Genomic DNA, 22,543 nt, shown 5'->3' on the forward strand with positions numbered 1-22,543 from the left:
GGCAAGGAGTTAATTGTCGTGGCTAAAGAAAAATTTGATCGTTCCCTACCGCACGTCAACGTTGGCACTATCGGTCACGTTGACCATGGTAAAACCACGCTGACTGCAGCTCTGACCCGTGTTTGCTCCGAAGTTTTCGGTTCGGCAATCGTTGACTTCGATAAAATCGACAGCGCGCCAGAAGAAAAAGCTCGTGGTATCACGATCAACACTGCGCACGTTGAATACAACTCGCACATTCGTCACTACGCTCACGTTGACTGCCCAGGTCACGCTGACTATGTGAAGAACATGATCACCGGTGCTGCTCAGATGGACGGCGCTATCCTGGTTTGTTCGGCCGCTGATGGTCCGATGCCACAAACCCGTGAGCACATCCTGCTGTCCCGTCAGGTTGGCGTTCCGTACATCGTGGTTTTCCTGAACAAGGCTGACCTGGTAGACGACGCTGAGCTGCTGGAACTGGTTGAGATGGAAGTTCGTGACCTGCTGTCGACTTACGACTTCCCAGGCGACGACACTCCGATCATCATCGGTTCGGCTCGTATGGCGCTGGAAGGCAAAGACGACAACGAAATGGGCACCACTGCCGTTCGTAAACTGGTTGAAACTCTGGATACCTACATTCCAGATCCAGTACGTGTTATCGACAAGCCGTTCCTGATGCCAATCGAAGACGTATTCTCGATCTCCGGTCGCGGTACTGTTGTAACTGGTCGTATCGAGCGCGGTATCGTTCGCGTTCAAGATCCGCTGGAAATCGTTGGTCTGCGTGACACTACTGTTACCACCTGCACCGGCGTTGAAATGTTCCGTAAGCTGCTCGACGAAGGTCGTGCGGGCGAGAACTGCGGCGTGCTGCTGCGCGGCACCAAGCGTGACGACGTTGAGCGTGGCCAGGTTCTGGTTAAGCCAGGCTCGGTTAAGCCACACACTACCTTCGAAGCTGAAGTGTACGTGTTGAGTAAAGAAGAAGGCGGCCGTCACACTCCGTTCTTCAAAGGCTACCGTCCTCAGTTCTACTTCCGTACAACTGACGTAACTGGTAACTGCGAACTGCCGGAAGGCGTTGAGATGGTAATGCCGGGCGACAACATCAAAATGGTTGTTACCCTGATCAAAACCATCGCAATGGAAGACGGTCTGCGTTTCGCAATCCGTGAAGGCGGTCGTACCGTTGGCGCTGGCGTTGTAGCCAAAATCATCGCGTAAGTGATGATTGCCTGAAAAAAGCCCCCGCTCAGCGGGGGCTTTTTTTATTGAGTTGACACCTACTGGGGTCGTCTATAGAATTGCGCCTCCTTTTAACGGGCGTATTGCGCTCGGTGGGAACAGCAATCTGGAGTCTGAAATCCAATGCAAAATCAGCAAATCCGTATCAGGTTGAAGGCTTTTGACCATCGCCTGATCGACCAATCAACCCAGGAAATCGTGGAAACCGCGAAACGTACTGGTGCTCAAGTGCGTGGTCCAATTCCACTGCCTACCCGTAAAGAGCGGTTCACCGTTCTGGTCTCCCCGCACGTCAACAAAGACGCGCGTGACCAGTACGAGATCCGTACTCATAAGCGCGTACTGGACATCGTCCAGCCAACGGATAAAACCGTTGATGCACTTATGAAGCTTGATCTTGCGGCCGGTGTGGAAGTGCAGATCAGCCTCGGCTAAGACTTGGGTCTTAGTCGTGTAACGCTCTGAAATGGGCGGCCATAGCGGGTGAAAGCCCCGTACACTCATGAGGTTTACAACATGACTATTGGTGTAGTCGGTCGTAAATGCGGTATGACCCGTATTTTCACCGAAGAAGGTGTCTCCATTCCGGTCACGGTCATTGAGATCGAGCCGAATCGCGTCACCCAGTTCAAAACTGAAGAAACCGATGGCTATCGTGCAGTGCAAGTCACTGTCGGCGAGCGTCGCGCTTCGCGTGTAACAGCTGCTCAAGCGGGTCACTTCGCTAAAGCAAACGTTGCCGCCGGTCGTACCGTAATGGAATTCCGTCTTGAAGAAGGCGAGTACCAGGCTGGCGATCTGATCAACACTGAAATCTTCACCGCTGGCCAACTGGTTGATGTAACCGGTCAGTCCAAGGGTAAAGGCTTCCAGGGTACGATCAAGCGTTGGAATTTCCGTGGCCAAGACAACACTCACGGTAACTCCGTTTCCCACCGCGTCCCGGGCTCTATTGGCCAGTGCCAGACTCCTGGTCGTGTATTCAAGGGCAAAAAAATGTCCGGTCATATGGGCGCTGAGCGCGTGACCGTGCAGTCCCTGGAAGTAGTGCGCGTCGACGCTGAACGCAATCTGTTGTTGGTCAAGGGTGCTGTTCCTGGCGCTACTGGCGGCAACCTGGTTGTACGTCCAGCGGCCAAGGCTCGCGGTTAAGGGGAAGCTGACATGCAATTAAATGTAAATGACGCTCAAGCGATCGAAGTTTCCGAACTGACTTTCGGCGGCGAATTCAACGAGACGCTGGTTCACCAAGCAGTCGTGGCCTACATGGCCGGCGGCCGTCAAGGTAGCAAGCAGCAAAAGACCCGTTCCGACGTTCGTGGTGGCGGTAAGCGCCCTTGGCGTCAGAAAGGTACTGGCCGTGCTCGTGCCGGTACTATCCGTAGCCCAATCTGGCGTGGCGGCGGTACCACTTTCGCAGCTCGTCCACAGGATCACTCCCAGAAGCTGAACAAGAAGATGTATCGCGCAGCAATGCGTTCCATCCTTGCTGAGCTGGTGCGTACTGATCGTCTGGTCGTGGTTCAGGACTTCGCTGTTGAAGCGCCGAAAACCAAAGATCTGCTCAACAAGCTGAATGGCATGGGTCTGACTGATGTCCTGATCGTGTCTGAAGGTGTTGATCAGAACCTGTACCTGGCTGCTCGTAACCTGCCACACGTTGATGTACGTGACGTGCAAGGTTCCGATCCAGTTAGTCTGATCGCATACGACAAGGTGTTGATCACCGTGTCGGCCGTGAAGAAATTCGAGGAGCTGCTGGGATGAACCAGGAACGCGTATTTAAAGTTCTGCTTGGCCCGCACGTTTCCGAGAAGGCTACGGTTCTGGCAGACAAGAAAGGCCAGTTCGTTTTCAAGGTTGCTACCGATGCAACCAAGCTGGAAATCAAGAAGGCCGTCGAAAGCCTGTTCAGCGTGAAAGTTGAGCGTGTTACTACCCTGAACGTTCTGGGTAAGAGCAAGCGCACCGCTCGCGGCGTGGGCAAGCGTAATGACTGGAAGAAGGCAGTAATCTCCCTTCAGCCAGGCCAAGATCTCGATTTCAGCAGCAGTGCTGAGTAAGGAAGGGGTGCATCATGGCAATCGTTAAATGCAAACCGACTTCCCCTGGCCGCCGTCATGTGGTCAAGGTGGTCAACCAGGAGCTGCATAAAGGCGCTCCTCACGCACCGCTGCTCGAGAAGAAATCGAAGTCTGGTGGTCGTAACAACAATGGCCGTATTACCACTCGTCACATCGGTGGTGGTCATAAGCAGCATTACCGTATGGTCGACTTCCGTCGCAACGACAAAGATGGCATTCCAGCCACTGTTGAGCGTATCGAATACGATCCAAACCGTACTGCTCACATCGCTCTGATGCTGTACGCAGACGGCGAGCGCCGCTACATCATCGCCCCTAAAGGCGTGAGTGCTGGCGACCAGCTGATTTCGGGTGCTTTGGCCCCAATCAAGCCGGGTAACTCGTTGCAACTGCGCAGCATTCCAGTTGGTAGCACCGTACACGGCATCGAATTGAAGCCGGGTAAAGGCGCGCAAATCGCACGTTCCGCTGGTGCTTCGGCTCAGCTGGTCGCTCGTGATGGTGTCTATGTGACCCTGCGTCTGCGCTCTGGTGAAATGCGTAAAGTACTGGCTGAATGCCGTGCGACCCTGGGTGAAGTCTCGAACTCCGAGCACAGTCTGCGTTCGCTGGGTAAAGCTGGTGCCAAACGCTGGCGTGGCGTTCGCCCAACCGTTCGTGGTGTTGCCATGAACCCGGTTGACCACCCACATGGTGGTGGTGAAGGTCGTACCTCTGGTGGTCGTCATCCGGTATCGCCATGGGGCTTCCCGACTAAGGGCGCGAAGACTCGTGGTAATAAGCGTACCGACAAAATGATCGTCCGTCGTCGCAAGTAAATAGAGGGATACGACAGTGCCACGTTCTCTGAAAAAAGGTCCTTTTATTGATCTTCACCTACTGAAGAAGATCGAAGTGGCGGCGGAAAAGAACGATCGCAAACCGGTGAAAACCTGGTCGCGTCGTTCGATGATCCTGCCACAAATGGTCGGTCTGACCATCGCTGTGCATAACGGTCGTCTTCATGTCCCAGTTCTCGTGAACGAAGACATGGTTGGCCATAAACTAGGCGAGTTTGCCGGTACCCGCACTTATCGTGGGCACGTGGCAGACAAGAAAGCCAAGCGTTAAGGGGTAAGGAACGATGGAAGTAGCCGCTAAGTTGTCGGGCGCTCGAATCTCCGCCCAGAAAGCCCGCTTGGTCGCCGACCAGATCCGCGGGAAGAAGGTGGGCGAAGCGCTCAACCTGTTGGCTTTCAGCAACAAGAAAGCCGCCGAGATCATCAAGAAAGTGCTGGAGTCGGCCGTAGCCAACGCCGAGCATAACGAAGGCGCAGACGTTGACGACTTGAAAGTCGCCACCGTTTTCGTCAACGAAGGGCGTTCGCTGAAGCGCATCATGCCGCGTGCCAAAGGCCGCGCTGATCGCATCGTCAAGCGGTCTTGCCATATCACTGTCAAGGTTGCTGACAAGTAACGGAGTCGAAGAGATGGGTCAGAAAGTACATCCCATTGGCATTCGCCTGGGAATCGTCAAGGAGCACACCTCCGTCTGGTACGCAGACGGCCGGACTTATGCGGACTACTTGTTCGCTGATCTGAAGGTGCGTGAATACCTCCAAGACAAACTAAAAAGCGCGTCCGTAAGCCGTATCGATATCCATCGTCCGGCCCAAACTGCACGTATCACCATCCACACCGCTCGTCCAGGTATCGTTATCGGGAAGAAAGGTGAAGATGTTGAGAAACTGCGTCAGGACCTGACCAAGCAAATGGGTGTGCCTGTGCACATCAATATCGAAGAGATCCGCAAGCCGGAACTCGACGGTATGCTGGTTGCGCAGAGCGTAGCTCAGCAGCTGGAGCGTCGTGTAATGTTCCGTCGCGCGATGAAACGCGCTGTACAGAACGCTATGCGCATTGGTGCCAAAGGCATCAAAATCCAAGTGAGCGGTCGTCTCGGCGGTGCTGAAATCGCACGTACTGAATGGTATCGCGAAGGTCGTGTGCCATTGCACACCCTGCGTGCCGACATCGACTATGCCAACTACGAAGCTCACACCACTTACGGTGTGATCGGTGTAAAGGTTTGGATCTTCAAAGGCGAAGTAATTGGTGGTCGCCAAGAAGAACTGAAGCCACAAGCACCAGCGCCTCGTAAAAAAGCTGCTAAGTAAGGGGTACGCCAAATGTTACAACCTAAGCGTACGAAGTTCCGCAAGCAAATGACTGGCCACAACCGTGGCTTGGCATTGCGCGGTAGCAAAGTCAGCTTCGGCGAATACGCGCTGAAGTCTGTTGCTCGTGGTCGTCTCACCGCTCGTCAGATCGAATCAGCGCGTCGTGCACTGACCCGTCACGTTAAGCGTGGCGGCAAGATCTGGATCCGTGTATTCCCGGACAAGCCTATTTCCAAAAAGCCCCTAGAAGTTCGTATGGGTAAAGGTAAGGGTAACGTGGAATATTGGGTTGCCCAGATTCAGCCAGGCAAAGTCCTGTATGAAATCGAGGGTGTTACTGAAGAGCTGGCGCGTGAGGCTTTCGCCCTGGCTGCTGCAAAGCTGCCGCTCGCCACCTCCTTTGTTAAACGGACGGTGATGTGATGAAAGCGAATGAACTTCGTGAAAAATCCGCACAGCAGCTGAACGAGCAACTGCTCGGCTTGCTGCGCGACCAGTTCAATCTGCGTATGCAGAAAGCAACTGGCCAGTTGGGGCAGTCGCATCTGCTCTCGCAAGTTAAGCGTGACATCGCTCGCGTGAAGACTGTGCTCAAACAGCAGGCAGGTAAGTAATCATGGCTGAAGCCGAAAAGACTGTCCGTACGCTGACTGGCCGTGTTGTCAGCGACAAGATGGACAAAACCATCACCGTTCTGATCGAGCGTCGCGTTAAGCACCCGATCTACGGTAAATACGTTAAGCGTTCGACTAAGCTGCACGCGCACGACGAAACCAATCAGTGCCACATCGGCGACAAAGTCACTATTCGTGAAACTCGTCCGATGGCCAAGACCAAGTCTTGGGCACTGGTTGATGTTCTCGAACGCGCTGTGGAAGTCTAAGGACTAGGGGTCGGAGAAATTATATGATTCAGACTCAATCCATGCTCGATGTGGCCGATAACAGCGGCGCACGCCGCGTTATGTGCATCAAGGTGCTGGGTGGCTCCCATCGTCGTTACGCTGGTATCGGTGACATCATCAAAGTTACCGTGAAGGAAGCAATTCCTCGCGGTAAAGTGAAAAAAGGCCAAGTGATGACTGCTGTTGTAGTCCGCACTCGTCACGGCGTACGTCGTGCTGATGGCTCCATTATCCGCTTTGATGGCAACGCTGCTGTTCTTCTGAACAACAAGCAAGAGCCGATCGGCACCCGTATCTTTGGGCCAGTGACCCGTGAACTTCGTACTGAGAAGTTCATGAAGATCGTCTCGCTCGCCCCAGAAGTGCTGTAAGGAGATCCGACATGCAAAAGATTCGTCGTGACGACGAGATCATCGTGATCGCCGGCAAAGACAAAGGTAAGCGCGGTAAGGTGCTTAAGGTTCTCGCTAACAACCGTTTGGTTATTGGCGGTCTGAACCTGGTTAAGCGTCATACCAAGCCTAACCCGATGTCGGGCGTACAAGGCGGTATCGTCGAGAAAGAAGCTCCACTGGACGCTTCTAACGTGGCCATCTTCAACAGCGAAACCAGCAAAGCAGATCGCGTTGGTTTCAAAGTAGAAGAAGGCAAAAAAATTCGTGTCTTCAAGTCGACCCAAAAAGCGGTTGATGCTTGAACACTGCTAGGTAGATGAGACCATGGCACGACTAAAAGAGATTTACCGGAAGGAAATCGCTCCGAAACTTAAGGAAGAACTTAAGCTTTCGAACGTGATGGAAGTTCCGCGCGTTACCAAAATCACCCTGAACATGGGTTTGGGCGAAGCGATCGGTGATAAGAAAATCATCGAGCACGCTGTAGCTGATTTGGAAAAAATCACGGGTCAAAAATGTGTAGTGACCTACGCTCGCAAGTCCATCGCAGGCTTCAAAGTTCGCGAAGGCTGGCCGATCGGCGTTAAGGTTACTCTGCGCCGTGAGCGTATGTACGAATTCCTGGATCGTCTGCTGTCGATCTCCCTGCCTCGGGTACGCGACTTCCGCGGCCTGAATGCCAAGTCCTTCGATGGTCGTGGTAACTACAGCATGGGCGTAAAAGAGCAGATCATCTTCCCGGAAATCGACTACGACAAAATCGATGCTCTCCGCGGTCTGGACATTACCCTGACCACCACTGCTCGGACAGATGATGAAGGTCGCGCCTTGCTGCGTGCTTTCAAATTCCCGTTCCGCAACTGATTGGAGTAGGACCATGGCTAAGATGAGCATGAAAAACCGCGAGCTGAAACGTCAGCTCACGGTTGCCAAGTTCGCCAAGAAGCGTGCAGCACTGAAAGCTATCATCGTGGATCTGAACGCAAGTCCAGAAGCACGTTGGGAAGCTCAAGTTGCTCTGCAGAAGCAGCCACGTGACGCAAGCGCTGCGCGCATGCGTAACCGCTGCCGCCTGACTGGCCGTCCGCATGGTGTTTACCGCAAGTTCGGCCTTGGCCGTAACAAATTGCGTGAAGCAGCAATGCGTGGCGACGTACCAGGTCTGGTTAAAGCCAGCTGGTAAGGCGCACAGGCAAAGTTACCCCTGTCAGGGTTGCAAGATCCTGACAGCCGGTGACCTTGAATATGAATCAAGCCCCTATTGGGGCTTGATTCATTTCTGGCGTGTGTCTAGAATGACCGGCTCGCCTGAGCCCGTGCTTTTTAAGCATTGAGTACTCGGCGACAGTTGTAGCCGCAAGGCTAATTCTTTTTGTATCAGGAGCGTCTAGCCCATGAGTATGCAGGACCCGTTAGCGGACATGCTAACTCGAATCCGTAATGCCCAGATGGCTGAAAAGTCCGTCGTAAGCATGCCATCTTCCACGTTGAAGGTAGCTGTAGCCAAAGTTCTCAAAGACGAAGGTTACATCGCGGATTATCAGATCAGCAGCGAAATCAAGCCACTGCTGTCTATCGAGCTGAAGTACTTCGAAGGCCGTTCGGTTATCGAAGAAGTTAAGCGCGTTAGCCGTCCAGGCCTGCGTCAGTACAAGTCCTCCGAAGATCTGCCGAAAGTTCGTGGCGGTCTGGGTGTGTCTATCGTCTCCACCAGCAAAGGTGTGATGACGGATCGTGCTGCGCGCGCTGCCGGTGTCGGCGGCGAAGTTCTTTGCACTGTGTTCTAAGGGGGGATAAGCATGTCACGCGTCGCTAAGAACCCCGTTAAGCTGCCAGCTGGTGTCGAAGTAAAATTCGCCGGCCAACAGCTTTCGGTGAAGGGTGCCAAGGGTACTCTAGAACTGAACATCCATTCGTCCGTTGAGATTGTTGAAGAAGCTGGTGAGCTGCGTTTCGCTGCTCGCAATGGCGATCAACAAACTCGCGCAATGGCTGGTACCACTCGTGCGTTGGTAAACAACATGGTCCAAGGCGTAAGCCAAGGCTTCGAGCGCAAGCTCCAGCTGGTCGGTGTTGGTTACAAAGCGCAAGCAAAAGGCACAGTGCTGAACCTGGCTCTTGGCTTCTCGCACCCAGTGGATTACGAGTTGCCGGAAGGCATCACCGCTGAGACTCCTAGCCAAACCGATATCCTGATCAAGGGTATTGATAAGCAGCTGGTAGGTCAGGTGGCCGCTGAGATCCGCGGTTTCCGTCCGCCAGAGCCTTATAAAGGCAAGGGTGTACGTTACGCGGACGAAGTCGTCCGTCGTAAAGAAGCCAAGAAGAAGTAGGGCATAGCAAATGACCGACAAAAAAGTTACTCGCCTGCGCCGCGCTCGCAAAGCACGTCTGAAAATGCACGAACTAGAAGTCGTGCGTCTCTGCGTGTTCCGCTCGGCACAGCATATATACGCCCAGGTCATCTCGGCCGACGGCAGCAAAGTCCTGGCAAGCGCCTCGACTTTGGACAAAGAACTGCGTGATGGTGCCACTGGCAACATCGACGCGGCCACAAAGGTTGGCCAGCTGGTCGCTACGCGTGCAAAAGCCGCTGGCGTCTCGCAGGTGGCTTTCGACCGCTCTGGCTTCAAGTACCACGGCCGCGTGAAAGCGCTGGCTGAGGCTGCTCGTGAAGCTGGGCTGGAGTTCTAAGTTATGTCAAATAACGACCAAAAGCGCGACGAAGGCTACATTGAGAAGCTGGTTCAAGTTAACCGCGTAGCCAAAACCGTTAAAGGCGGCCGTATCTTCACTTTCACCGCGTTGACCGTGGTTGGTGATGGTAAAGGGCGCGTTGGCTTCGGCCGTGGCAAGTCACGTGAAGTGCCTGCTGCGATCCAGAAGGCAATGGAAGCTGCTCGCCGCAACATGATTCAAGTGGACCTTAACGGCACCACTCTGCAGTACGCCATGAAATCCGCCCACGGCGCTTCCAAGGTTTACATGCAGCCTGCTTCTGAAGGTACCGGTATCATCGCTGGCGGCGCTATGCGTGCTGTCCTCGAAGTTGCTGGCGTTCAGAACGTACTGGCCAAGTGCTACGGCTCGACTAACCCGGTAAACGTGGTTCACGCCACTTTCAAAGGTTTGAAAGCTATGCAATCTCCTGAATCTATTGCCGCCAAGCGTGGCAAAAGCGTCAAGGAGATCTTCTGATCATGGCTACCGTTAAAGTAACGCTGATCAAAAGCATGACCGGCCGTATCCCTAACCACAAACTGTGCGTTAAGGGTCTGGGTCTGCGTCGCATCGGTCACACTGTAGAAGTACTTGATACTCCCGAGAATCGCGGGATGATCAACAAGGCTTACTACATGCTGCGTGTAGAGGGTTAATCGATGAAACTCAATGATCTGAGTCCAGCGCCGGGTTCCCGTCGCGAAAAGCATCGTCCGGGCCGTGGTATCGGTAGTGGTTTGGGTAAGACTGGTGGCCGTGGTCACAAAGGTCAGACCTCCCGCTCCGGTGGCACCATTGCTCCAGGCTTTGAAGGCGGTCAACAGCCGCTGCATCGCCGTCTGCCTAAGTTCGGTTTCGTATCCCTGAAAGCCATGGATCGCGCAGAAGTGCGTTTGTCCGAGCTGGCTAAAGTGGAAGGCGACATCGTAACTGTGCAGACCCTGAAAGATGCCAACGTGATCAACGTCAACGTACTGCGTGTGAAAATCATGCTGTCCGGTGAAGTGACTCGCGCTGTCACAATCGGCAAGGGAATCGGCGCCACCAAAGGTGCGCGTTCGGCTATCGAAGCAGCTGGCGGCAAGTTCGAGGAATAAATGGCTAAGCAAGGTGCTCTCTCAGCGCTCAGCAAAGGCGGGTTATCCGAGCTCTGGGCTCGACTGCGTTTTCTATTCCTGGCGATTATCGTCTACCGGATAGGCGCACACATCCCAGTTCCAGGTATCAACCCGGACCGGCTGGCGGACCTGTTTCGACAGAATGAGGGGACCATACTTAGCTTGTTCAACATGTTTTCCGGCGGCGCGCTGGAGCGGATGAGTATTTTTGCGCTGGGGATCATGCCGTACATTTCGGCATCGATCATCATGCAGCTTATGTCCGCTGTCAGCCCGCAACTGGAGCAGTTGAAGAAGGAAGGTGAAGCTGGCCGTCGCAAGATTAGCCAGTACACCCGCTACCTCACTGTCGCTCTTGCTCTTGTCCAGGCTATTGGCATGTCCATTGGTCTGGCAGGGCAAGGCGTAGCGTTCACTGGTGACCTGGGCTTCCATTTCGTTGCAGTAACCACGTTTGTGGCGGGTGCAATGTTCATGATGTGGCTGGGTGAGCAGATTACTGAGCGTGGTGTTGGCAACGGTATCTCGATGTTGATTTTTTCGGGTATCGTCGCCGGTCTTCCGAGAGCAATCGGGCAGTCTTTCGAGTCTGCACGTCAGGGCGATATCAATATTTTCGCTCTGGTTGCTATCGGTTTGCTGGCAGTAGCGATTATCGGTTTTGTGGTGTTCATTGAGCGTGGCCAGCGTCGTATTGCTGTTCACTACGCCAAGCGTCAGCAGGGCCGCAAGGTGTTTGCTGCGCAGACTAGCCACCTACCGCTGAAAGTGAATATGGCCGGTGTTATCCCGGCTATTTTTGCGAGCAGCATTTTGCTGTTCCCGGCTTCGCTGGGTGCCTGGTTCGGTCAGTCTGAAGGTATGGGCTGGTTGCAGGACATCTCGCAGTCGATCGCTCCTGGTCAGCCGTTGAATATTCTGCTGTTTAGTGCAGGGATTATTTTCTTCTGCTTCTTCTATACGGCGTTGATGTTCAATCCGAAAGACGTAGCGGAAAACCTGAAGAAGTCCGGTGCCTTTATTCCGGGTATCCGTCCAGGTGAGCAGTCGGCACGCTATATTGATGGCGTTTTGACTCGTTTGACTCTGTTCGGTGCTCTTTATATGACGGCCGTGTGCCTGTTGCCCCAGTTCCTGGTGGTTGCGGCAAACGTTCCGTTCTACCTTGGCGGGACCTCGTTGCTGATCGTTGTTGTGGTTGTTATGGACTTCATGTCCCAAGTACAATCGCACCTCGTTTCGCACCAGTACGAATCCCTGATGAAGAAAGCCAACCTGAAGGGCTACGGCAGCGGCATGCTCCGCTGAAGTACTACCCCGTAAGGTGAGAGGAGTTGGTGATGAAAGTTCGTGCATCGGTGAAAAAGCTGTGCCGTAACTGCAAGATTATTCGCCGCGAAGGTGTTGTTCGGGTAATTTGCAGCGCGGAACCACGTCACAAACAGCGCCAAGGCTGAGTGTGATCTGTTTGAAGCCCAGCAGCTAGTGCGCTGCTGGGTTGATTATTTGTTATTACAGCGATATTATCTCGCGCCCTATTTCTTGGCTTCCGGGGCGTAGGTAGCTGTCAATTGGAGTCCCACTGAATGGCCCGTATTGCAGGCGTTAACATTCCAGATAACAAGCACACTGTTATCTCGCTGACCTACATCTATGGTGTTGGTCGCACTACCTCACAGAAAATCTGTGCGGATGCTGGTGTAAACCCAGCCGCTAAGATCAAGGATCTGAGCGACGAGCAGATTGAGTTGCTGCGTGGCGAAGTGGCGAAGTTCACCACTGAAGGTGACCTGCGTCGTGAAGTCAACATGAAAATCAAACGCTTGATGGACCTGGGCTGCTACCGCGGTCTGCGCCATCGTCGTGGTCTTCCAGTGCGCGGTCAGCGTACCAAGACCAACGCGCGTACTCGCAAAGGTCCGCGTAAGCCGATCCGCAAGTAATCGCACCAGCGAATCGACAGGAATTTAGTCATGGCAAAACCTGCTGCTCGTCCTCGTAAAAAAATTAAAAAGACAGTGGTTGATGGCATCGCCCACATCCACGCGTCTTTCAACAACACCATCGTGACCATCACGGATCGTCAGGGTAACGCGCTTTCTTGGGCTACCTCTGGTGGTTCGGGTTTCCGCGGTTCACGCAAGTCCACCCCGTTCGCTGCTCAAGTAGCTGCTGAACGTGCTGGTCAAGCTGCGCTGGAATATGGCCTGAAAAACCTTGACGTTAACGTCAAGGGCCCAGGTCCAGGTCGTGAGTCCGCTGTCCGTGCTTTGAACGGCTGTGGCTATAAGATCGCCAGCATCACCGACGTGACGCCAATCCCGCACAACGGGTGCCGTCCGCCGAAGAAGCGCCGCGTGTAATCAGGAGACTGTAAAGAATGGCTCGTTACATTGGTCCAAAATGCAAACTGGCACGTCGTGAAGGCACTGATCTCTTCCTGAAGAGTGGTGTGCGCGCTATCGAATCGAAGTGCAATATTGAAGCTGCTCCAGGCATCCACGGCCAACGCCGCGGTCGCCAATCCGACTACGGTACCCAACTGCGTGAAAAGCAGAAGGTCCGTCGTATCTACGGCGTTCTCGAGCGTCAGTTCAGCGGCTACTACAAACAAGCTGCTGGCAAAAAAGGTGCAACCGGTGAAAACCTGCTGCAACTGCTCGAATGCCGCCTGGATAACGTCGTATACCGTATGGGTTTCGGTTCTACTCGTGCCGAATCTCGTCAGTTGGTATCGCACAAGTCGATCAGCGTTAACGGTCAGACCGTAAACGTTCCGTCCTACCAGGTTCGTGCTGGTGACGTGGTCGCTATCCGCGAGAAAGCAAAGAACCAGCTTCGCATTGTCCAAGCTCTCGATCTGTGTGCCCAACGTGGCCGCGTAGAATGGGTAGAAGTAGACACTGAGAAGAAGTCGGGCGTTTTCAAGAACGTTCCTGCTCGCAGTGATCTGTCCGCCGACATCAACGAAAGCCTGATTGTCGAGCTCTACTCCAAGTAAGGGCTAGAAAATAGGTGCATCCATGCAGATTTCGGTAAATGAGTTCCTGACACCTCGCCATATTGATGTGCAAGTTGTCAGTCCAACCCGCGCTAAAATCACTCTCGAGCCTCTCGAGCGTGGTTTTGGCCACACCCTGGGCAACGCGCTGCGCCGCATCCTGTTGTCCTCAATGCCAGGCTGTGCAGTAGTCGAGGCCGAGATTGACGGTGTGCTCCACGAGTACAGCGCCATCGAAGGTGTACAGGAAGACGTAATTGAAATCCTGTTGAACCTTAAAGGTCTGGCTATCAAGCTGCACGGCCGTGACGAAGTTACGCTGACCTTGTCGAAGAAGGGTTCGGGGGTGGTTACCGCTGCCGATATTCAGCTGGATCATGATGTCGAGATCGTTAATCCCGATCACGTAATCGCCAACCTGGCGTCTAACGGCGCCTTGAACATGAAGCTCACCGTAGCTCGTGGTCGTGGTTATGAACCAGCAGACTCGCGTCAGAGCGATGAAGACGAAAGCCGCAGCATTGGTCGCTTGCAGCTGGATTCTTCGTTCAGCCCGGTTCGCCGTATCGCATACGTGGTGGAAAACGCCCGTGTCGAGCAGCGCACCAACCTGGACAAGCTGGTTATTGATCTGGAAACCAACGGTACACTGGATCCTGAAGAGGCCATTCGTCGTGCTGCAACCATCCTGCAACAGCAGTTGGCTGCATTCGTCGACCTCAAAGGTGACAGCGAGCCAGTGGTAATCGAGCAGGAAGACGAGATCGATCCGATCCTGCTTCGTCCTGTTGACGATCTGGAACTGACCGTGCGTTCGGCCAACTGCCTTAAGGCGGAGAACATTTACTACATCGGTGACCTGATTCAGCGCACCGAAGTAGAACTGTTGAAGACTCCGAACCTGGGCAAGAAATCCTTGACTGAAATCAAGGACGTTCTGGCCTCCCGTGGTCTGTCCCTCGGCATGCGCCTCGACAACTGGCCGCCTGCAAGTCTTAAGAAGGACGACAAGGCGACTGCCTGATCGTCGTAATCACCGAACGTTGTGTTTGGTAAGGAATGAACCATGCGTCATCGTAAAAGTGGTCGTCACCTGAGCCGCACTAGCTCGCACCGCAAGGCTATGTTTCAAAACATGGCAGTGTCGTTGTTCGAGCACGAGCTGATCAAAACGACTCTGCCGAAAGCCAAAGAATTGCGTCGCGTTGCTGAGCCGCTGATTACTCTGGCCAAGATTGATTCTGTTGCTAACCGCCGTCTGGCCTTCGACCGTACTCGTTCGAAAGCCATGGTTGGTAAGCTGTTCAACGATCTGGGCAAGCGTTATGCAACTCGTGAGGGTGGCTACCTGCGCATCCTCAAGTGCGGTTTCCGCGCTGGCGACAACGCGCCTATGGCGTACGTCGAGTTGGTTGATCGTCCAGTTGGCGGTGAAGCTGTATCCGCTGAGTAAGACGTCAGTCTCTACAAAGAACCGGGCCTAGTGCCCGGTTTTTTGTGCGCGTTCGATTATGATTATCTATTGATTCTGATCATTTAATGCATTTGCCCATGTGTAATTCATGGTCAATACTCCTCGTCAGCCGATTAGCCGGCAGTACAAAGACTGACTGAGGAAGCAAACATATGAGCCAGACCAAAACGCTTACAACCGCCAGCGGCGCTCCAGTTGCGGATAACCAGAATTCTCGTTCTGCCGGTCCTCGTGGCCCATTGCTGCTTGACGATTTTCATCTGATCGAAAAGCTCGCGCACTTCAACCGTGAAAACATTCCTGAGCGTCGCGTACACGCCAAGGGTTCAGGCGCCCATGGCACTTTCACCCTGACCCGTGACATGGCTCAGTACAGCAGTGCCAAGCTGTTTGACACCATCGGCAAGCAAACCCCCACTTTTCTGCGCTTCTCAACGGTAGGTGGCGAGCGCGGCTCGGCTGATACCGAGCGTGATCCACGTGGCTTTGCCCTCAAGTTCTACACCGAGGAAGGTAACTGGGACATCGTCGGTAATAACACCCCGGTGTTTTTCATCCGTGACCCGCTTAAATTTCCCGACTTTATCCACACACAAAAACGCCTCCCGCAAAGCAACCTGAAAAGCGCACAGATGATGTGGGACTTCTGGTCGCACTCCCCTGAGTCGCTGCACCAGGTCACCATCCTGTTTTCCGATCGCGGCATTCCAGATGGTTACCGCCATATGCATGGCTTTGGCAGCCACACGTACAGCCTGATCAATGCTGCGGGTGAGCGTCACTGGGTCAAATGGCATTACAAAACCAAGCAGGGCATCAAGAACCTGCCGCCTGCAGAGGCTGCGCGCCTTGCCGGTACCGACCCGGATTACGCACAGCGTGACTTGTTTGCCGCCATCGAACGCGGTGACTTTCCGAAATGGCGCGTATGCATGCAGGTCATGACTGAAGCTCAGGCTGCAGCCCACTATGAGAACCCGTTTGACGTGACCAAGACCTGGTCGCAGAAAGAGTTCCCGCTGATTGAAATCGGTGAGCTGGAGCTGAACCGCAACCCGCTGAACTACTTTGCCGAAGTGGAGCAGGCTGCGTTCGGGCCAAGCAATATGATCCCGGGTGTGGGCCTGTCGCCTGACCGCATGCTGCAAGGCCGTGTGTTCGCGTATGCCGATGCCCATCGCTACCGTGTAGGCACTAACCACCAGCACCTGCCGATCAACTCACCACGGGTACCTGTGCATAACTATCAGCGTGATGGCTCTATGGCCTTCGGCAACAATGGTGGTGCTGCACCGAACTATGAGCCGAACAGCTATGGCGACGCGCCAAAACAAGCACCGCAATATGCTGAGCCGCCATTGGCCCTCAGTGGTGCAGCTGATCGTTACGATCATCGTGTAGACAGCGATTACTACAGCCACGCCGGTGCCCTGTTCCGACTGATGAACGACGAGCAGAAAGCCCTGCTGATCAACAATATTGCAGGGGCTATGGAGGGTGTGACGGGGGATGTCGTCGAGCGTCAGCTGCAGCATTTCTACAATGCTGATCAGGCTTATGGTGATGGTGTTGCCAAGGCGTTGGGTGTACAGCGTAACTAACTCTAAGTGAGAAGCAGAACCGCCCTCAATTGGGCGGTTTTTGCGTTATTTAACCCTGTTTTCTCTGAAAAACAGGGTTTTTATTGCGATTTAGCCGTGACCTCTCAGTCGGCTTGGTTCAAACTACAGCCTTTCAAGCAGGGAGATGTAAGGCAATGCAAGGCCACCCGGATGTAATCGATTATCTCAATACGTTGCTGACCGGCGAGTTGGCTGCGCGTGACCAATATTTCGTCCATTCCCGTATGTACGAGGATTGGGGTTTCACCAAGCTTTACGAGCGTATCAACCACGAGATGGAGGAAGAGGCACAACACGCTGATGCGTTGATGCGCCGGATTCTGATGCTCGAGGGTACGCCGCGCATGCGCCCTGACGACCTGGATGTGGGCACTACGGTGCCTGAGATGTTCGCTGCCGACCTGCGCCTGGAATATAAAGTCCGTGCCGCGCTGTGCAAAGGCATCGCCCTGTGCGAACTGCACAAGGACTACGTGAGCCGTGACATGTTGCGTGTTCAGCTGGCAGACACCGAAGAAGACCACACCTACTGGCTGGAAAAACAGCTGGGCCTGATCAAGTCGATCGGCTTGCAGAACTACCTGCAATCGCAGTTCTGATCCAGGGAAGCTGAGATGCTTTTGGTGGGAGCGTGGCTTGCCCGCGATGCAGGCAACACGGTCTGGCTTGTGTGTCGCGGCGTTACCATCGCGAGCAAGCCCGTTCCCACAAGAGCTTGATTTGCGCTCAGTAAAAAGCCCCTGCCATCTCACGATGGCAGGGGCTTTTTCGTACCGCGCTTTAAGCCTTGTCGCGAATCAACAGTGGCTTCAGGTAGAAGCCCGTGTGTGATTGCTTCATCTCGGCTACTTCTTCCGGTGTACCGGTAGCAATGATCTGCCCGCCCTTGGAACCCCCCTCAGGGCCGAGATCCACCAGCCAGTCAGCGGTCTTGATCACGTCCAGGTTGTGTTCGATCACTACCACGGTGTTGCCATGGTCGCGAAGACGATGCAGCACATCCAGCAACTGCTGGATGTCAGCAAAGTGCAAACCGGTAGTAGGCTCATCGAGGATATACAAGGTCTTGCCTGTATCGCGCTTGGACAGCTCACGGGACAACTTGACCCGTTGCGCCTCACCGCCTGACAGCGTGGTGGCGGATTGTCCTAGCTTGATATAGGACAAGCCTACATCCATCAGCGTTTGCAGCTTACGCGCCAGTGCAGGCACGGCATCGAAGAACACTCGCGCTTCTTCGATGGTCATTTCCAGCACTTCGTGGATGCTCTTGCCCTTGTATTTGATCTCAAGGGTTTCACGGTTGTAACGCTTGCTTTTGCACACATCGCAAGGCACATAGATGTCCGGCAGAAAGTGCATTTCTACCTTGATCAGGCCATCACCCTGACAGGCCTCGCAGCGTCCGCCCTTTACGTTGAAAGAGAAACGCCCCGGGCCGTAACCGCGCGAGCGCGACTCGGGCACACCCGAGAACAACTCGCGGATTGGCGTAAACAACCCGGTGTAGGTCGCAGGGTTGGAGCGCGGCGTACGGCCAATCGGGCTTTGGTCGATATCGACGACCTTGTCCAGATGCTCAAGCCCCTTGATGCTGTCGTGCGCCGCCGCTTCCAGCGTGGTCGCCCCATTCAGTGCCGTGGCGCTGAGCGGGTAGAGTGTGTTGTTGATCAGGGTCGACTTGCCCGAACCGGAAACTCCGGTCACACAGGTCAAAAGACCGATCGGTATCTCCAGGTCAACGTTGCGCAAGTTATTGCCGCGAGCACCCTTGAGCGACAGTGTCAGCTTCTTGTTGCGCGGTGTGCGCTTGGCGGGTACGGCAATCTTCACACGCCCCGACAGGTATTTGCCTGTCAGTGAATCAGGGTGAGCCATCACCTCGGCCGGTGTACCTTCAGCAACAATATGACCGCCATGCACGCCAGCACCAGGGCCGATATCCACCACATAGTCCGCCAGGCGTATGGCGTCTTCGTCGTGCTCCACCACAATCACGGTGTTACCGATATCACGCAGATGCTTGAGGGTGCCCAGCAGGCGATCGTTATCGCGCTGATGCAGGCCGATGGAGGGCTCGTCGAGGATATACAGCACGCCAACCAGGCCTGCACCAATCTGACTGGCCAGACGAATACGCTGGGCTTCACCGCCTGACAGGGTATCGGCACTACGGTCCAGCGACAGATAGTCCAGCCCCACATTCACCAGGAACTGCAGGCGCTCGCGAATTTCCTTAAGGATTTTGTCAGCGATTTCGCCACGGCGTCCGCTCAGGCTCAGCGTGCTGAAGTATTCGGTTGCATCACCGATAGGCATGCTGGTGACCGCGGGCAGGGTTTTTTCGCCGACCCATACATGACGGGCTTCGCGACGCAGTCGGGTACCCCGGCAATCCGGGCAGGACTGGGTGCTGAGGAACTTGGCCAGTTCTTCGCGCACGGTGGCCGACTCGGTTTCGCGATAACGGCGTTCCAGGTTTGGCACGATGCCTTCGAACGGGTGAGCACGCTTGACGATATCGCCACGATCATTCAGATAGCGGAAATCCACGTTTTGCGTGCCGCTGCCATAGAGGATCACCTTTTGCTTGTCGGCCGGCAGCTCGCTGAACGGCACTTCAAGGCTGAAGTCGTAATGCTTGGCCAACGCCCCGAGCATCTGGAAGTAATAAACGTTGCGCCTGTCCCAACCGCGGATCGCGCCTTCGGCCAGCGTCAGCTCGCCATTGACCAGGCGCTTGATATCGAAGAACTGCTTGACCCCCAGACCATCGCAGGTCGGGCATGCACCTGCCGGGTTGTTGAAGGAAAACAGCTTGGGTTCCAGCTCGCTGATCGCATGGCCGCAAATCGGGCAGGCGAAGCGCGCGGAAAAGATTATTTCTTCGCCCGGCTCATCGTCCATCGGCGCAACCAGGGCAATGCCATCAGCCAGTTTCAGCGCTGTCTCGAAAGACTCGGCCAGGCGCTGCTGCAGATCGGCACGCACTTTAAAGCGGTCAACCACCACATCAATGCTGTGCTTTTTCTGTTTGTCGAGCTTGGGCAGTTCGTCCAGCTCGCAAAGCTTGCCGTTGACCCGGGCGCGAACAAAACCCTGGGCGCGCAGTTCTTCAAATACTGAAAGGTGTTCGCCCTTACGCTCGCGGATCACCGGCGCCAGCAGCATCAGCTTGCTGCCTTCGGGCTGGGCCAGTACCAGGTCGACCATTTGGCTGACGGTCTGGGCTTCCAGAGGAATGTCGTGATCCGGGCAGCGCGGGATACCTACGCGGGCATACAGCAGGCGCAGGTAGTCGTAGATTTCGGTGATGGTGCCGACCGTGGAGCGCGGGTTGTGCGAGGTCGATTTTTGCTCGATGGAAATCGCCGGCGACAGACCCTCGATGGTATCGACGTCAGGCTTTTCCATCATCGACAGGAACTGCCGCGCATAGGCTGACAACGACTCGACATAACGGCGCTGGCCTTCGGCATACAGCGTGTCAAACGCGAGGGATGATTTGCCGGAGCCAGACAGTCCGGTGATAACGATCAGTTTGTCCCTTGGCAGGGTCAGGTCGATGTTCTTCAGGTTGTGGGTTCGTGCCCCACGTATCAGGATCTTGTCCACTGCGGCCTCGCTTGGCGGGCATAACGTAAACGAATGAGTATACGGATCTGTGCGAAAGCTGTGCAGGCCCTTGATGGCACACTGTCATTCAAGCAGCCTTTATAACTTTTGCGTGACAAAGCGTCGCGTCTCTCTCGTGTATGTGCTGTTAGACGATGGGACTGATAGAATCGCCGCCGGTTCACATGAGGTTTTTCCATGCACGATCCCCACAGCGAACTCATGAGTAGCGGCGAGACCCGGGCAGCAAGCGGTCTGGCCCTTGTGTTCGCCTTCCGTATGCTGGGCATGTTTATGGTGTTGCCGGTTCTGGCAACCTATGGAATGGACCTTGCCGGTGCAACGCCCGCCCTGATTGGTCTGGCGATTGGCGCTTATGGCCTGACCCAGGCCATTTTCCAGATCCCCTTTGGTGTTATTTCCGATCGCATTGGACGGCGCCCGGTCATTTACCTGGGCTTGATTGTCTTCGCGCTGGGCAGTGTGCTGGCGGCCAATTCCGATTCGATCTGGGGCGTCATTGCGGGACGCATCCTGCAAGGTGCGGGGGCGATTTCTGCAGCCGTCATGGCGCTGTTGTCAGACCTTACCCGTGAACAGCATCGCACCAAGGCCATGGCCATGATCGGCATGACCATCGGCTTGTCATTTGCCGTGGCCATGGTGGTGGGCCCGCTCCTAACTCGCGCTTTCGGGTTGTCCGGGCTGTTTCTGGCGACGGGGGCAATGGCGCTGTGCGGGATCGTGATTGTGATGTTTATGGTGCCGCGTTCCACCGGTACCTTGCAGCATCGTGAGTCCGGAGTGGCGAAGCAGGCCTTGCTGCCGACCTTGCGCCATCCCGACCTGTTGCGCCTGGACCTTGGCATTTTTGTGCTGCACGCCATGTTGATGTCGAGCTTTATCGCACTGCCGCTGGCGCTGGTCGAGAAGGCCGGCCTGCCCAAGGAACAACATTGGTGGGTGTATCTGACGGCCTTGCTGATTTCATTCTTCGCCATGATCCCGTTCATCATCTACGGCGAAAAGAAACGCAAAATGAAACGAGTTTTGCTCGGCGCCGTCGTGACGTTGATGCTCACTGAGCTATTCTTCTGGAAGTTCGGCGACAGTTTACGAACGCTGGTGATTGGCACTGTGGTGTTTTTCACTGCGTTTAACCTGTTGGAGGCTTCATTGCCTTCGCTGATCAGCAAAGTTTCACCCGCAGGCGGCAAGGGCACGGCGATGGGGGTTTACTCCACCAGCCAGTTCCTCGGATCGGCACTGGGCGGCATACTCGGCGGCTGGCTGTTTCAGCATGGCGGTCTGTCGGTTGTGTTCCTGGGAGGCGCAGGTCTGGCTGCACTCTGGTTGGCCTTTGCTGTTACCATGCGTGAACCACCGTATGTAACAAGCCTGCGCCTGCCGTTATCGCCCGAGGCGTTGCGCGAAGCAGGTCTGGCTGAGCGTCTAAAGGCAGTCAATGGCGTTACAGATGCAGTGATCGTGGCTGAAGAGGCTGCGATTTATATCAAATTGGACACCGAACTATTGGATCGCGCGACACTCGAGCAGTTGGTTAACCCAGCGCCGACGTGCGAAGCCTAGGAGAACGTTATGGCCCGTGGGGTTAACAAAGTTATATTGGTCGGCACATGCGGCCAGGATCCCGAAGTTCGCTACTTGCCTAACGGTAATGCCGTGACCAACCTGAGTCTGGCAACCAGCGAACAATGGACTGACAAGCAAACCGGTCAGAAAGTCGAGAAGACTGAATGGCACCGTGTATCGATGTTCGGCAAAGTGGCCGAAATCGCTGGCGAATACCTGCGCAAGGGTTCGCAGGTGTACATCGAAGGCAAGCTGCAAACCCGTGAGTGGGAAAAAGACGGTATCAAGCGTTACACCACCGAAATCGTGGTCGACATGCAAGGCACCATGCAACTGCTGGGTGGCCGTCCACAGGGCGACCAGCAAAACCAGGGTGGTGGCAACAACTACCAGCAACAACAGTCGGCTCCGCGTCAGCAGGCTCAACGCCCTGCACCGCAGCAACAGCAACAGTCGCGCCCTGCGCCGCAACAGCAGGCCCCGCAGCCAGCTCCGGATTTCGACAGCTTTGATGACGATATTCCGTTCTAGGTCTTGCCTTGGGCTTAACAGCTTCAGCGTTACCTAAAAAGCCCCGAGAGTTCTGCTCTCGGGGCTTTTTGTTTGCCTCAAAAATAATCCCCG

At 54.9% G+C, this 22,543-nt stretch carries 34 protein-coding genes; 33 read left to right on the top strand and 1 reads right to left on the bottom strand.

Going from position 1 to position 22,543, the window contains the following annotated elements; all coding sequences use genetic code 11:
* Positions 1–18 precede the first annotated feature (18 nt).
* From tuf to bfr, 31 genes are all read left to right on the top strand, one after another.
* Positions 19–1,212, top strand: a complete 1,194-nt coding sequence (gene tuf / locus GHO03_RS06135; RefSeq protein ID WP_016779174.1) for an elongation factor Tu — start codon at positions 19–21, stop codon at positions 1,210–1,212.
* A 144-nt stretch (positions 1,213–1,356) separates the two neighbouring features.
* Complete coding sequence (gene rpsJ / locus GHO03_RS06140; RefSeq protein WP_003186070.1) at positions 1,357–1,668, top strand: 30S ribosomal protein S10; 312 nt, start codon at positions 1,357–1,359, stop codon at positions 1,666–1,668.
* 81 nt (positions 1,669–1,749) lie between these two features.
* Positions 1,750–2,385 carry a 50S ribosomal protein L3 gene (gene rplC / locus GHO03_RS06145; RefSeq protein WP_016779175.1) on the top strand — a complete coding sequence of 212 codons (636 nt, stop codon included), beginning with the start codon at positions 1,750–1,752 and terminating at the stop codon, positions 2,383–2,385.
* Between the two features lie 12 nt (positions 2,386–2,397).
* Entirely contained in the window at positions 2,398–3,000 is a 603-nt protein-coding gene (rplD, locus tag GHO03_RS06150) for a 50S ribosomal protein L4 (RefSeq protein WP_016779176.1), read from the top strand.
* The gene (rplW, locus tag GHO03_RS06155; RefSeq protein ID WP_003444375.1) at positions 2,997–3,296 is read left to right on the top strand and encodes a 50S ribosomal protein L23; all 300 of its coding nucleotides are present in this window, start codon (positions 2,997–2,999) and stop codon (positions 3,294–3,296) included. The genes rplD and rplW overlap by 4 nt, the downstream gene beginning before the upstream one ends.
* A gap of 14 nt (positions 3,297–3,310) precedes the next feature.
* Positions 3,311–4,135: a 50S ribosomal protein L2 gene (rplB, locus tag GHO03_RS06160; RefSeq protein ID WP_016779177.1), complete on the top strand. Its 825-nt coding sequence runs from the start codon at positions 3,311–3,313 to the stop codon at positions 4,133–4,135.
* 16 nt (positions 4,136–4,151) lie between these two features.
* Positions 4,152–4,427, top strand: a complete 276-nt coding sequence (gene rpsS / locus GHO03_RS06165) for a 30S ribosomal protein S19 (protein ID WP_003232420.1) — start codon at positions 4,152–4,154, stop codon at positions 4,425–4,427.
* A 13-nt stretch (positions 4,428–4,440) separates the two neighbouring features.
* On the top strand, positions 4,441–4,773 hold the full coding sequence (rplV, locus tag GHO03_RS06170; RefSeq protein ID WP_003444373.1) for a 50S ribosomal protein L22: 333 nt from the start codon (positions 4,441–4,443) through the stop codon (positions 4,771–4,773).
* Between the two features lie 13 nt (positions 4,774–4,786).
* Positions 4,787–5,473 carry a 30S ribosomal protein S3 gene (gene rpsC / locus GHO03_RS06175; protein ID WP_003176422.1) on the top strand — a complete coding sequence of 229 codons (687 nt, stop codon included), beginning with the start codon at positions 4,787–4,789 and terminating at the stop codon, positions 5,471–5,473.
* A gap of 12 nt (positions 5,474–5,485) precedes the next feature.
* The gene (gene rplP, locus GHO03_RS06180) at positions 5,486–5,899 is read left to right on the top strand and encodes a 50S ribosomal protein L16 (protein WP_016779178.1); all 414 of its coding nucleotides are present in this window, start codon (positions 5,486–5,488) and stop codon (positions 5,897–5,899) included.
* Positions 5,899–6,090, top strand: a complete 192-nt coding sequence (rpmC, locus tag GHO03_RS06185; protein ID WP_003444371.1) for a 50S ribosomal protein L29 — start codon at positions 5,899–5,901, stop codon at positions 6,088–6,090. Before rplP ends, rpmC begins: the two co-directional genes overlap by 1 nt.
* A 2-nt stretch (positions 6,091–6,092) precedes the next feature.
* Complete coding sequence (rpsQ, locus tag GHO03_RS06190; protein WP_003194644.1) at positions 6,093–6,359, top strand: 30S ribosomal protein S17; 267 nt, start codon at positions 6,093–6,095, stop codon at positions 6,357–6,359.
* A gap of 23 nt (positions 6,360–6,382) precedes the next feature.
* Positions 6,383–6,751, top strand: a complete 369-nt coding sequence (gene rplN, locus GHO03_RS06195; RefSeq protein ID WP_002555479.1) for a 50S ribosomal protein L14 — start codon at positions 6,383–6,385, stop codon at positions 6,749–6,751.
* Between the two features lie 11 nt (positions 6,752–6,762).
* Complete coding sequence (rplX, locus tag GHO03_RS06200) at positions 6,763–7,077, top strand: 50S ribosomal protein L24 (RefSeq protein ID WP_016779179.1); 315 nt, start codon at positions 6,763–6,765, stop codon at positions 7,075–7,077.
* A gap of 22 nt (positions 7,078–7,099) precedes the next feature.
* The gene (gene rplE / locus GHO03_RS06205; protein WP_003444368.1) at positions 7,100–7,639 is read left to right on the top strand and encodes a 50S ribosomal protein L5; all 540 of its coding nucleotides are present in this window, start codon (positions 7,100–7,102) and stop codon (positions 7,637–7,639) included.
* A gap of 13 nt (positions 7,640–7,652) precedes the next feature.
* On the top strand, positions 7,653–7,958 hold the full coding sequence (gene rpsN / locus GHO03_RS06210) for a 30S ribosomal protein S14 (RefSeq protein ID WP_003444367.1): 306 nt from the start codon (positions 7,653–7,655) through the stop codon (positions 7,956–7,958).
* Between the two features lie 211 nt (positions 7,959–8,169).
* Positions 8,170–8,562 (top strand): 30S ribosomal protein S8, encoded by a 393-nt coding sequence (gene rpsH / locus GHO03_RS06215; protein ID WP_003444366.1) that lies wholly within the window; start codon positions 8,170–8,172, stop codon positions 8,560–8,562.
* Between the two features lie 12 nt (positions 8,563–8,574).
* Positions 8,575–9,108: a 50S ribosomal protein L6 gene (rplF, locus tag GHO03_RS06220; RefSeq protein ID WP_016779180.1), complete on the top strand. Its 534-nt coding sequence runs from the start codon at positions 8,575–8,577 to the stop codon at positions 9,106–9,108.
* A 10-nt stretch (positions 9,109–9,118) separates the two neighbouring features.
* Positions 9,119–9,469 (top strand): 50S ribosomal protein L18, encoded by a 351-nt coding sequence (gene rplR / locus GHO03_RS06225; protein ID WP_016779181.1) that lies wholly within the window; start codon positions 9,119–9,121, stop codon positions 9,467–9,469.
* 3 nt (positions 9,470–9,472) lie between these two features.
* Entirely contained in the window at positions 9,473–9,973 is a 501-nt protein-coding gene (gene rpsE / locus GHO03_RS06230) for a 30S ribosomal protein S5 (protein WP_003186035.1), read from the top strand.
* A gap of 2 nt (positions 9,974–9,975) precedes the next feature.
* Positions 9,976–10,152, top strand: a complete 177-nt coding sequence (gene rpmD, locus GHO03_RS06235) for a 50S ribosomal protein L30 (RefSeq protein ID WP_003186033.1) — start codon at positions 9,976–9,978, stop codon at positions 10,150–10,152.
* Positions 10,153–10,155: 3 nt separating this feature from the next.
* The gene (rplO, locus tag GHO03_RS06240) at positions 10,156–10,593 is read left to right on the top strand and encodes a 50S ribosomal protein L15 (RefSeq protein ID WP_016779182.1); all 438 of its coding nucleotides are present in this window, start codon (positions 10,156–10,158) and stop codon (positions 10,591–10,593) included.
* Positions 10,594–11,922: a preprotein translocase subunit SecY gene (gene secY / locus GHO03_RS06245; RefSeq protein ID WP_003444361.1), complete on the top strand. Its 1,329-nt coding sequence runs from the start codon at positions 10,594–10,596 to the stop codon at positions 11,920–11,922.
* Positions 11,923–11,954: 32 nt separating this feature from the next.
* The gene (rpmJ, locus tag GHO03_RS06250) at positions 11,955–12,071 is read left to right on the top strand and encodes a 50S ribosomal protein L36 (RefSeq protein WP_002555468.1); all 117 of its coding nucleotides are present in this window, start codon (positions 11,955–11,957) and stop codon (positions 12,069–12,071) included.
* 129 nt (positions 12,072–12,200) lie between these two features.
* The gene (rpsM, locus tag GHO03_RS06255; RefSeq protein ID WP_016779184.1) at positions 12,201–12,557 is read left to right on the top strand and encodes a 30S ribosomal protein S13; all 357 of its coding nucleotides are present in this window, start codon (positions 12,201–12,203) and stop codon (positions 12,555–12,557) included.
* A 30-nt stretch (positions 12,558–12,587) separates the two neighbouring features.
* The gene (gene rpsK / locus GHO03_RS06260; protein WP_007924177.1) at positions 12,588–12,977 is read left to right on the top strand and encodes a 30S ribosomal protein S11; all 390 of its coding nucleotides are present in this window, start codon (positions 12,588–12,590) and stop codon (positions 12,975–12,977) included.
* A gap of 17 nt (positions 12,978–12,994) precedes the next feature.
* A complete protein-coding gene (gene rpsD, locus GHO03_RS06265) occupies positions 12,995–13,615 on the top strand; it encodes a 30S ribosomal protein S4 (protein WP_003444359.1) in 621 nt (206 codons plus the stop codon).
* A gap of 22 nt (positions 13,616–13,637) precedes the next feature.
* Entirely contained in the window at positions 13,638–14,639 is a 1,002-nt protein-coding gene (rpoA, locus tag GHO03_RS06270) for a DNA-directed RNA polymerase subunit alpha (RefSeq protein WP_003176403.1), read from the top strand.
* Between the two features lie 42 nt (positions 14,640–14,681).
* Positions 14,682–15,068 (top strand): 50S ribosomal protein L17, encoded by a 387-nt coding sequence (gene rplQ / locus GHO03_RS06275; protein ID WP_016779185.1) that lies wholly within the window; start codon positions 14,682–14,684, stop codon positions 15,066–15,068.
* A 173-nt stretch (positions 15,069–15,241) separates the two neighbouring features.
* Positions 15,242–16,690 (top strand): catalase, encoded by a 1,449-nt coding sequence (locus GHO03_RS06280; RefSeq protein WP_095025007.1) that lies wholly within the window; start codon positions 15,242–15,244, stop codon positions 16,688–16,690.
* A 155-nt stretch (positions 16,691–16,845) separates the two neighbouring features.
* Positions 16,846–17,310, top strand: a complete 465-nt coding sequence (gene bfr / locus GHO03_RS06285; protein WP_016779187.1) for a bacterioferritin — start codon at positions 16,846–16,848, stop codon at positions 17,308–17,310.
* Between the two features lie 181 nt (positions 17,311–17,491).
* Here bfr and uvrA read toward each other — a convergent pair whose 3' ends face one another.
* Positions 17,492–20,326 (bottom strand): excinuclease ABC subunit UvrA, encoded by a 2,835-nt coding sequence (gene uvrA, locus GHO03_RS06290; protein ID WP_094999498.1) that lies wholly within the window; start codon positions 20,324–20,326, stop codon positions 17,492–17,494.
* Between the two features lie 198 nt (positions 20,327–20,524).
* Between uvrA and GHO03_RS06295 the strand changes: the two genes are divergently transcribed.
* Positions 20,525–21,916: an MFS transporter gene (locus GHO03_RS06295; RefSeq protein WP_153399390.1), complete on the top strand. Its 1,392-nt coding sequence runs from the start codon at positions 20,525–20,527 to the stop codon at positions 21,914–21,916.
* A 9-nt stretch (positions 21,917–21,925) separates the two neighbouring features.
* Positions 21,926–22,450, top strand: coding sequence for a single-stranded DNA-binding protein (locus tag GHO03_RS06300; RefSeq protein WP_016779190.1), 525 nt, complete (start codon positions 21,926–21,928; stop codon positions 22,448–22,450).
* The last annotated feature ends 93 nt before the right edge of the window (positions 22,451–22,543 follow it).

This window comes from Pseudomonas sp. FSL R10-1339 (assembly GCF_009600545.1).
GTDB lineage: Bacteria > Pseudomonadota > Gammaproteobacteria > Pseudomonadales > Pseudomonadaceae > Aquipseudomonas > Aquipseudomonas bubulae.

Coding starts and splice junctions, on each gene's coding strand:
- rpsJ (WP_003186070.1), top strand. CDS start 1,357: ATGCAAAATCAGCAAATCCGTATCAGGTTGAAGGCTTTTGACCATCGC.
- rplC (WP_016779175.1), top strand. CDS start 1,750: ATGACTATTGGTGTAGTCGGTCGTAAATGCGGTATGACCCGTATTTTC.
- rplD (WP_016779176.1), top strand. CDS start 2,398: ATGCAATTAAATGTAAATGACGCTCAAGCGATCGAAGTTTCCGAACTG.
- rplW (WP_003444375.1), top strand. CDS start 2,997: ATGAACCAGGAACGCGTATTTAAAGTTCTGCTTGGCCCGCACGTTTCC.
- rplB (WP_016779177.1), top strand. CDS start 3,311: ATGGCAATCGTTAAATGCAAACCGACTTCCCCTGGCCGCCGTCATGTG.
- rplV (WP_003444373.1), top strand. CDS start 4,441: ATGGAAGTAGCCGCTAAGTTGTCGGGCGCTCGAATCTCCGCCCAGAAA.
- rpsC (WP_003176422.1), top strand. CDS start 4,787: ATGGGTCAGAAAGTACATCCCATTGGCATTCGCCTGGGAATCGTCAAG.
- rplP (WP_016779178.1), top strand. CDS start 5,486: ATGTTACAACCTAAGCGTACGAAGTTCCGCAAGCAAATGACTGGCCAC.
- rpmC (WP_003444371.1), top strand. CDS start 5,899: ATGAAAGCGAATGAACTTCGTGAAAAATCCGCACAGCAGCTGAACGAG.
- rpsQ (WP_003194644.1), top strand. CDS start 6,093: ATGGCTGAAGCCGAAAAGACTGTCCGTACGCTGACTGGCCGTGTTGTC.
- rplN (WP_002555479.1), top strand. CDS start 6,383: ATGATTCAGACTCAATCCATGCTCGATGTGGCCGATAACAGCGGCGCA.
- rplX (WP_016779179.1), top strand. CDS start 6,763: ATGCAAAAGATTCGTCGTGACGACGAGATCATCGTGATCGCCGGCAAA.
- rplE (WP_003444368.1), top strand. CDS start 7,100: ATGGCACGACTAAAAGAGATTTACCGGAAGGAAATCGCTCCGAAACTT.
- rpsN (WP_003444367.1), top strand. CDS start 7,653: ATGGCTAAGATGAGCATGAAAAACCGCGAGCTGAAACGTCAGCTCACG.
- rpsH (WP_003444366.1), top strand. CDS start 8,170: ATGAGTATGCAGGACCCGTTAGCGGACATGCTAACTCGAATCCGTAAT.
- rplF (WP_016779180.1), top strand. CDS start 8,575: ATGTCACGCGTCGCTAAGAACCCCGTTAAGCTGCCAGCTGGTGTCGAA.
- rplR (WP_016779181.1), top strand. CDS start 9,119: ATGACCGACAAAAAAGTTACTCGCCTGCGCCGCGCTCGCAAAGCACGT.
- rpsE (WP_003186035.1), top strand. CDS start 9,473: ATGTCAAATAACGACCAAAAGCGCGACGAAGGCTACATTGAGAAGCTG.
- rpmD (WP_003186033.1), top strand. CDS start 9,976: ATGGCTACCGTTAAAGTAACGCTGATCAAAAGCATGACCGGCCGTATC.
- rplO (WP_016779182.1), top strand. CDS start 10,156: ATGAAACTCAATGATCTGAGTCCAGCGCCGGGTTCCCGTCGCGAAAAG.
- secY (WP_003444361.1), top strand. CDS start 10,594: ATGGCTAAGCAAGGTGCTCTCTCAGCGCTCAGCAAAGGCGGGTTATCC.
- rpmJ (WP_002555468.1), top strand. CDS start 11,955: ATGAAAGTTCGTGCATCGGTGAAAAAGCTGTGCCGTAACTGCAAGATT.
- rpsM (WP_016779184.1), top strand. CDS start 12,201: ATGGCCCGTATTGCAGGCGTTAACATTCCAGATAACAAGCACACTGTT.
- rpsK (WP_007924177.1), top strand. CDS start 12,588: ATGGCAAAACCTGCTGCTCGTCCTCGTAAAAAAATTAAAAAGACAGTG.
- rpsD (WP_003444359.1), top strand. CDS start 12,995: ATGGCTCGTTACATTGGTCCAAAATGCAAACTGGCACGTCGTGAAGGC.
- rpoA (WP_003176403.1), top strand. CDS start 13,638: ATGCAGATTTCGGTAAATGAGTTCCTGACACCTCGCCATATTGATGTG.
- rplQ (WP_016779185.1), top strand. CDS start 14,682: ATGCGTCATCGTAAAAGTGGTCGTCACCTGAGCCGCACTAGCTCGCAC.
- GHO03_RS06280 (WP_095025007.1), top strand. CDS start 15,242: ATGAGCCAGACCAAAACGCTTACAACCGCCAGCGGCGCTCCAGTTGCG.
- bfr (WP_016779187.1), top strand. CDS start 16,846: ATGCAAGGCCACCCGGATGTAATCGATTATCTCAATACGTTGCTGACC.
- GHO03_RS06295 (WP_153399390.1), top strand. CDS start 20,525: ATGCACGATCCCCACAGCGAACTCATGAGTAGCGGCGAGACCCGGGCA.
- GHO03_RS06300 (WP_016779190.1), top strand. CDS start 21,926: ATGGCCCGTGGGGTTAACAAAGTTATATTGGTCGGCACATGCGGCCAG.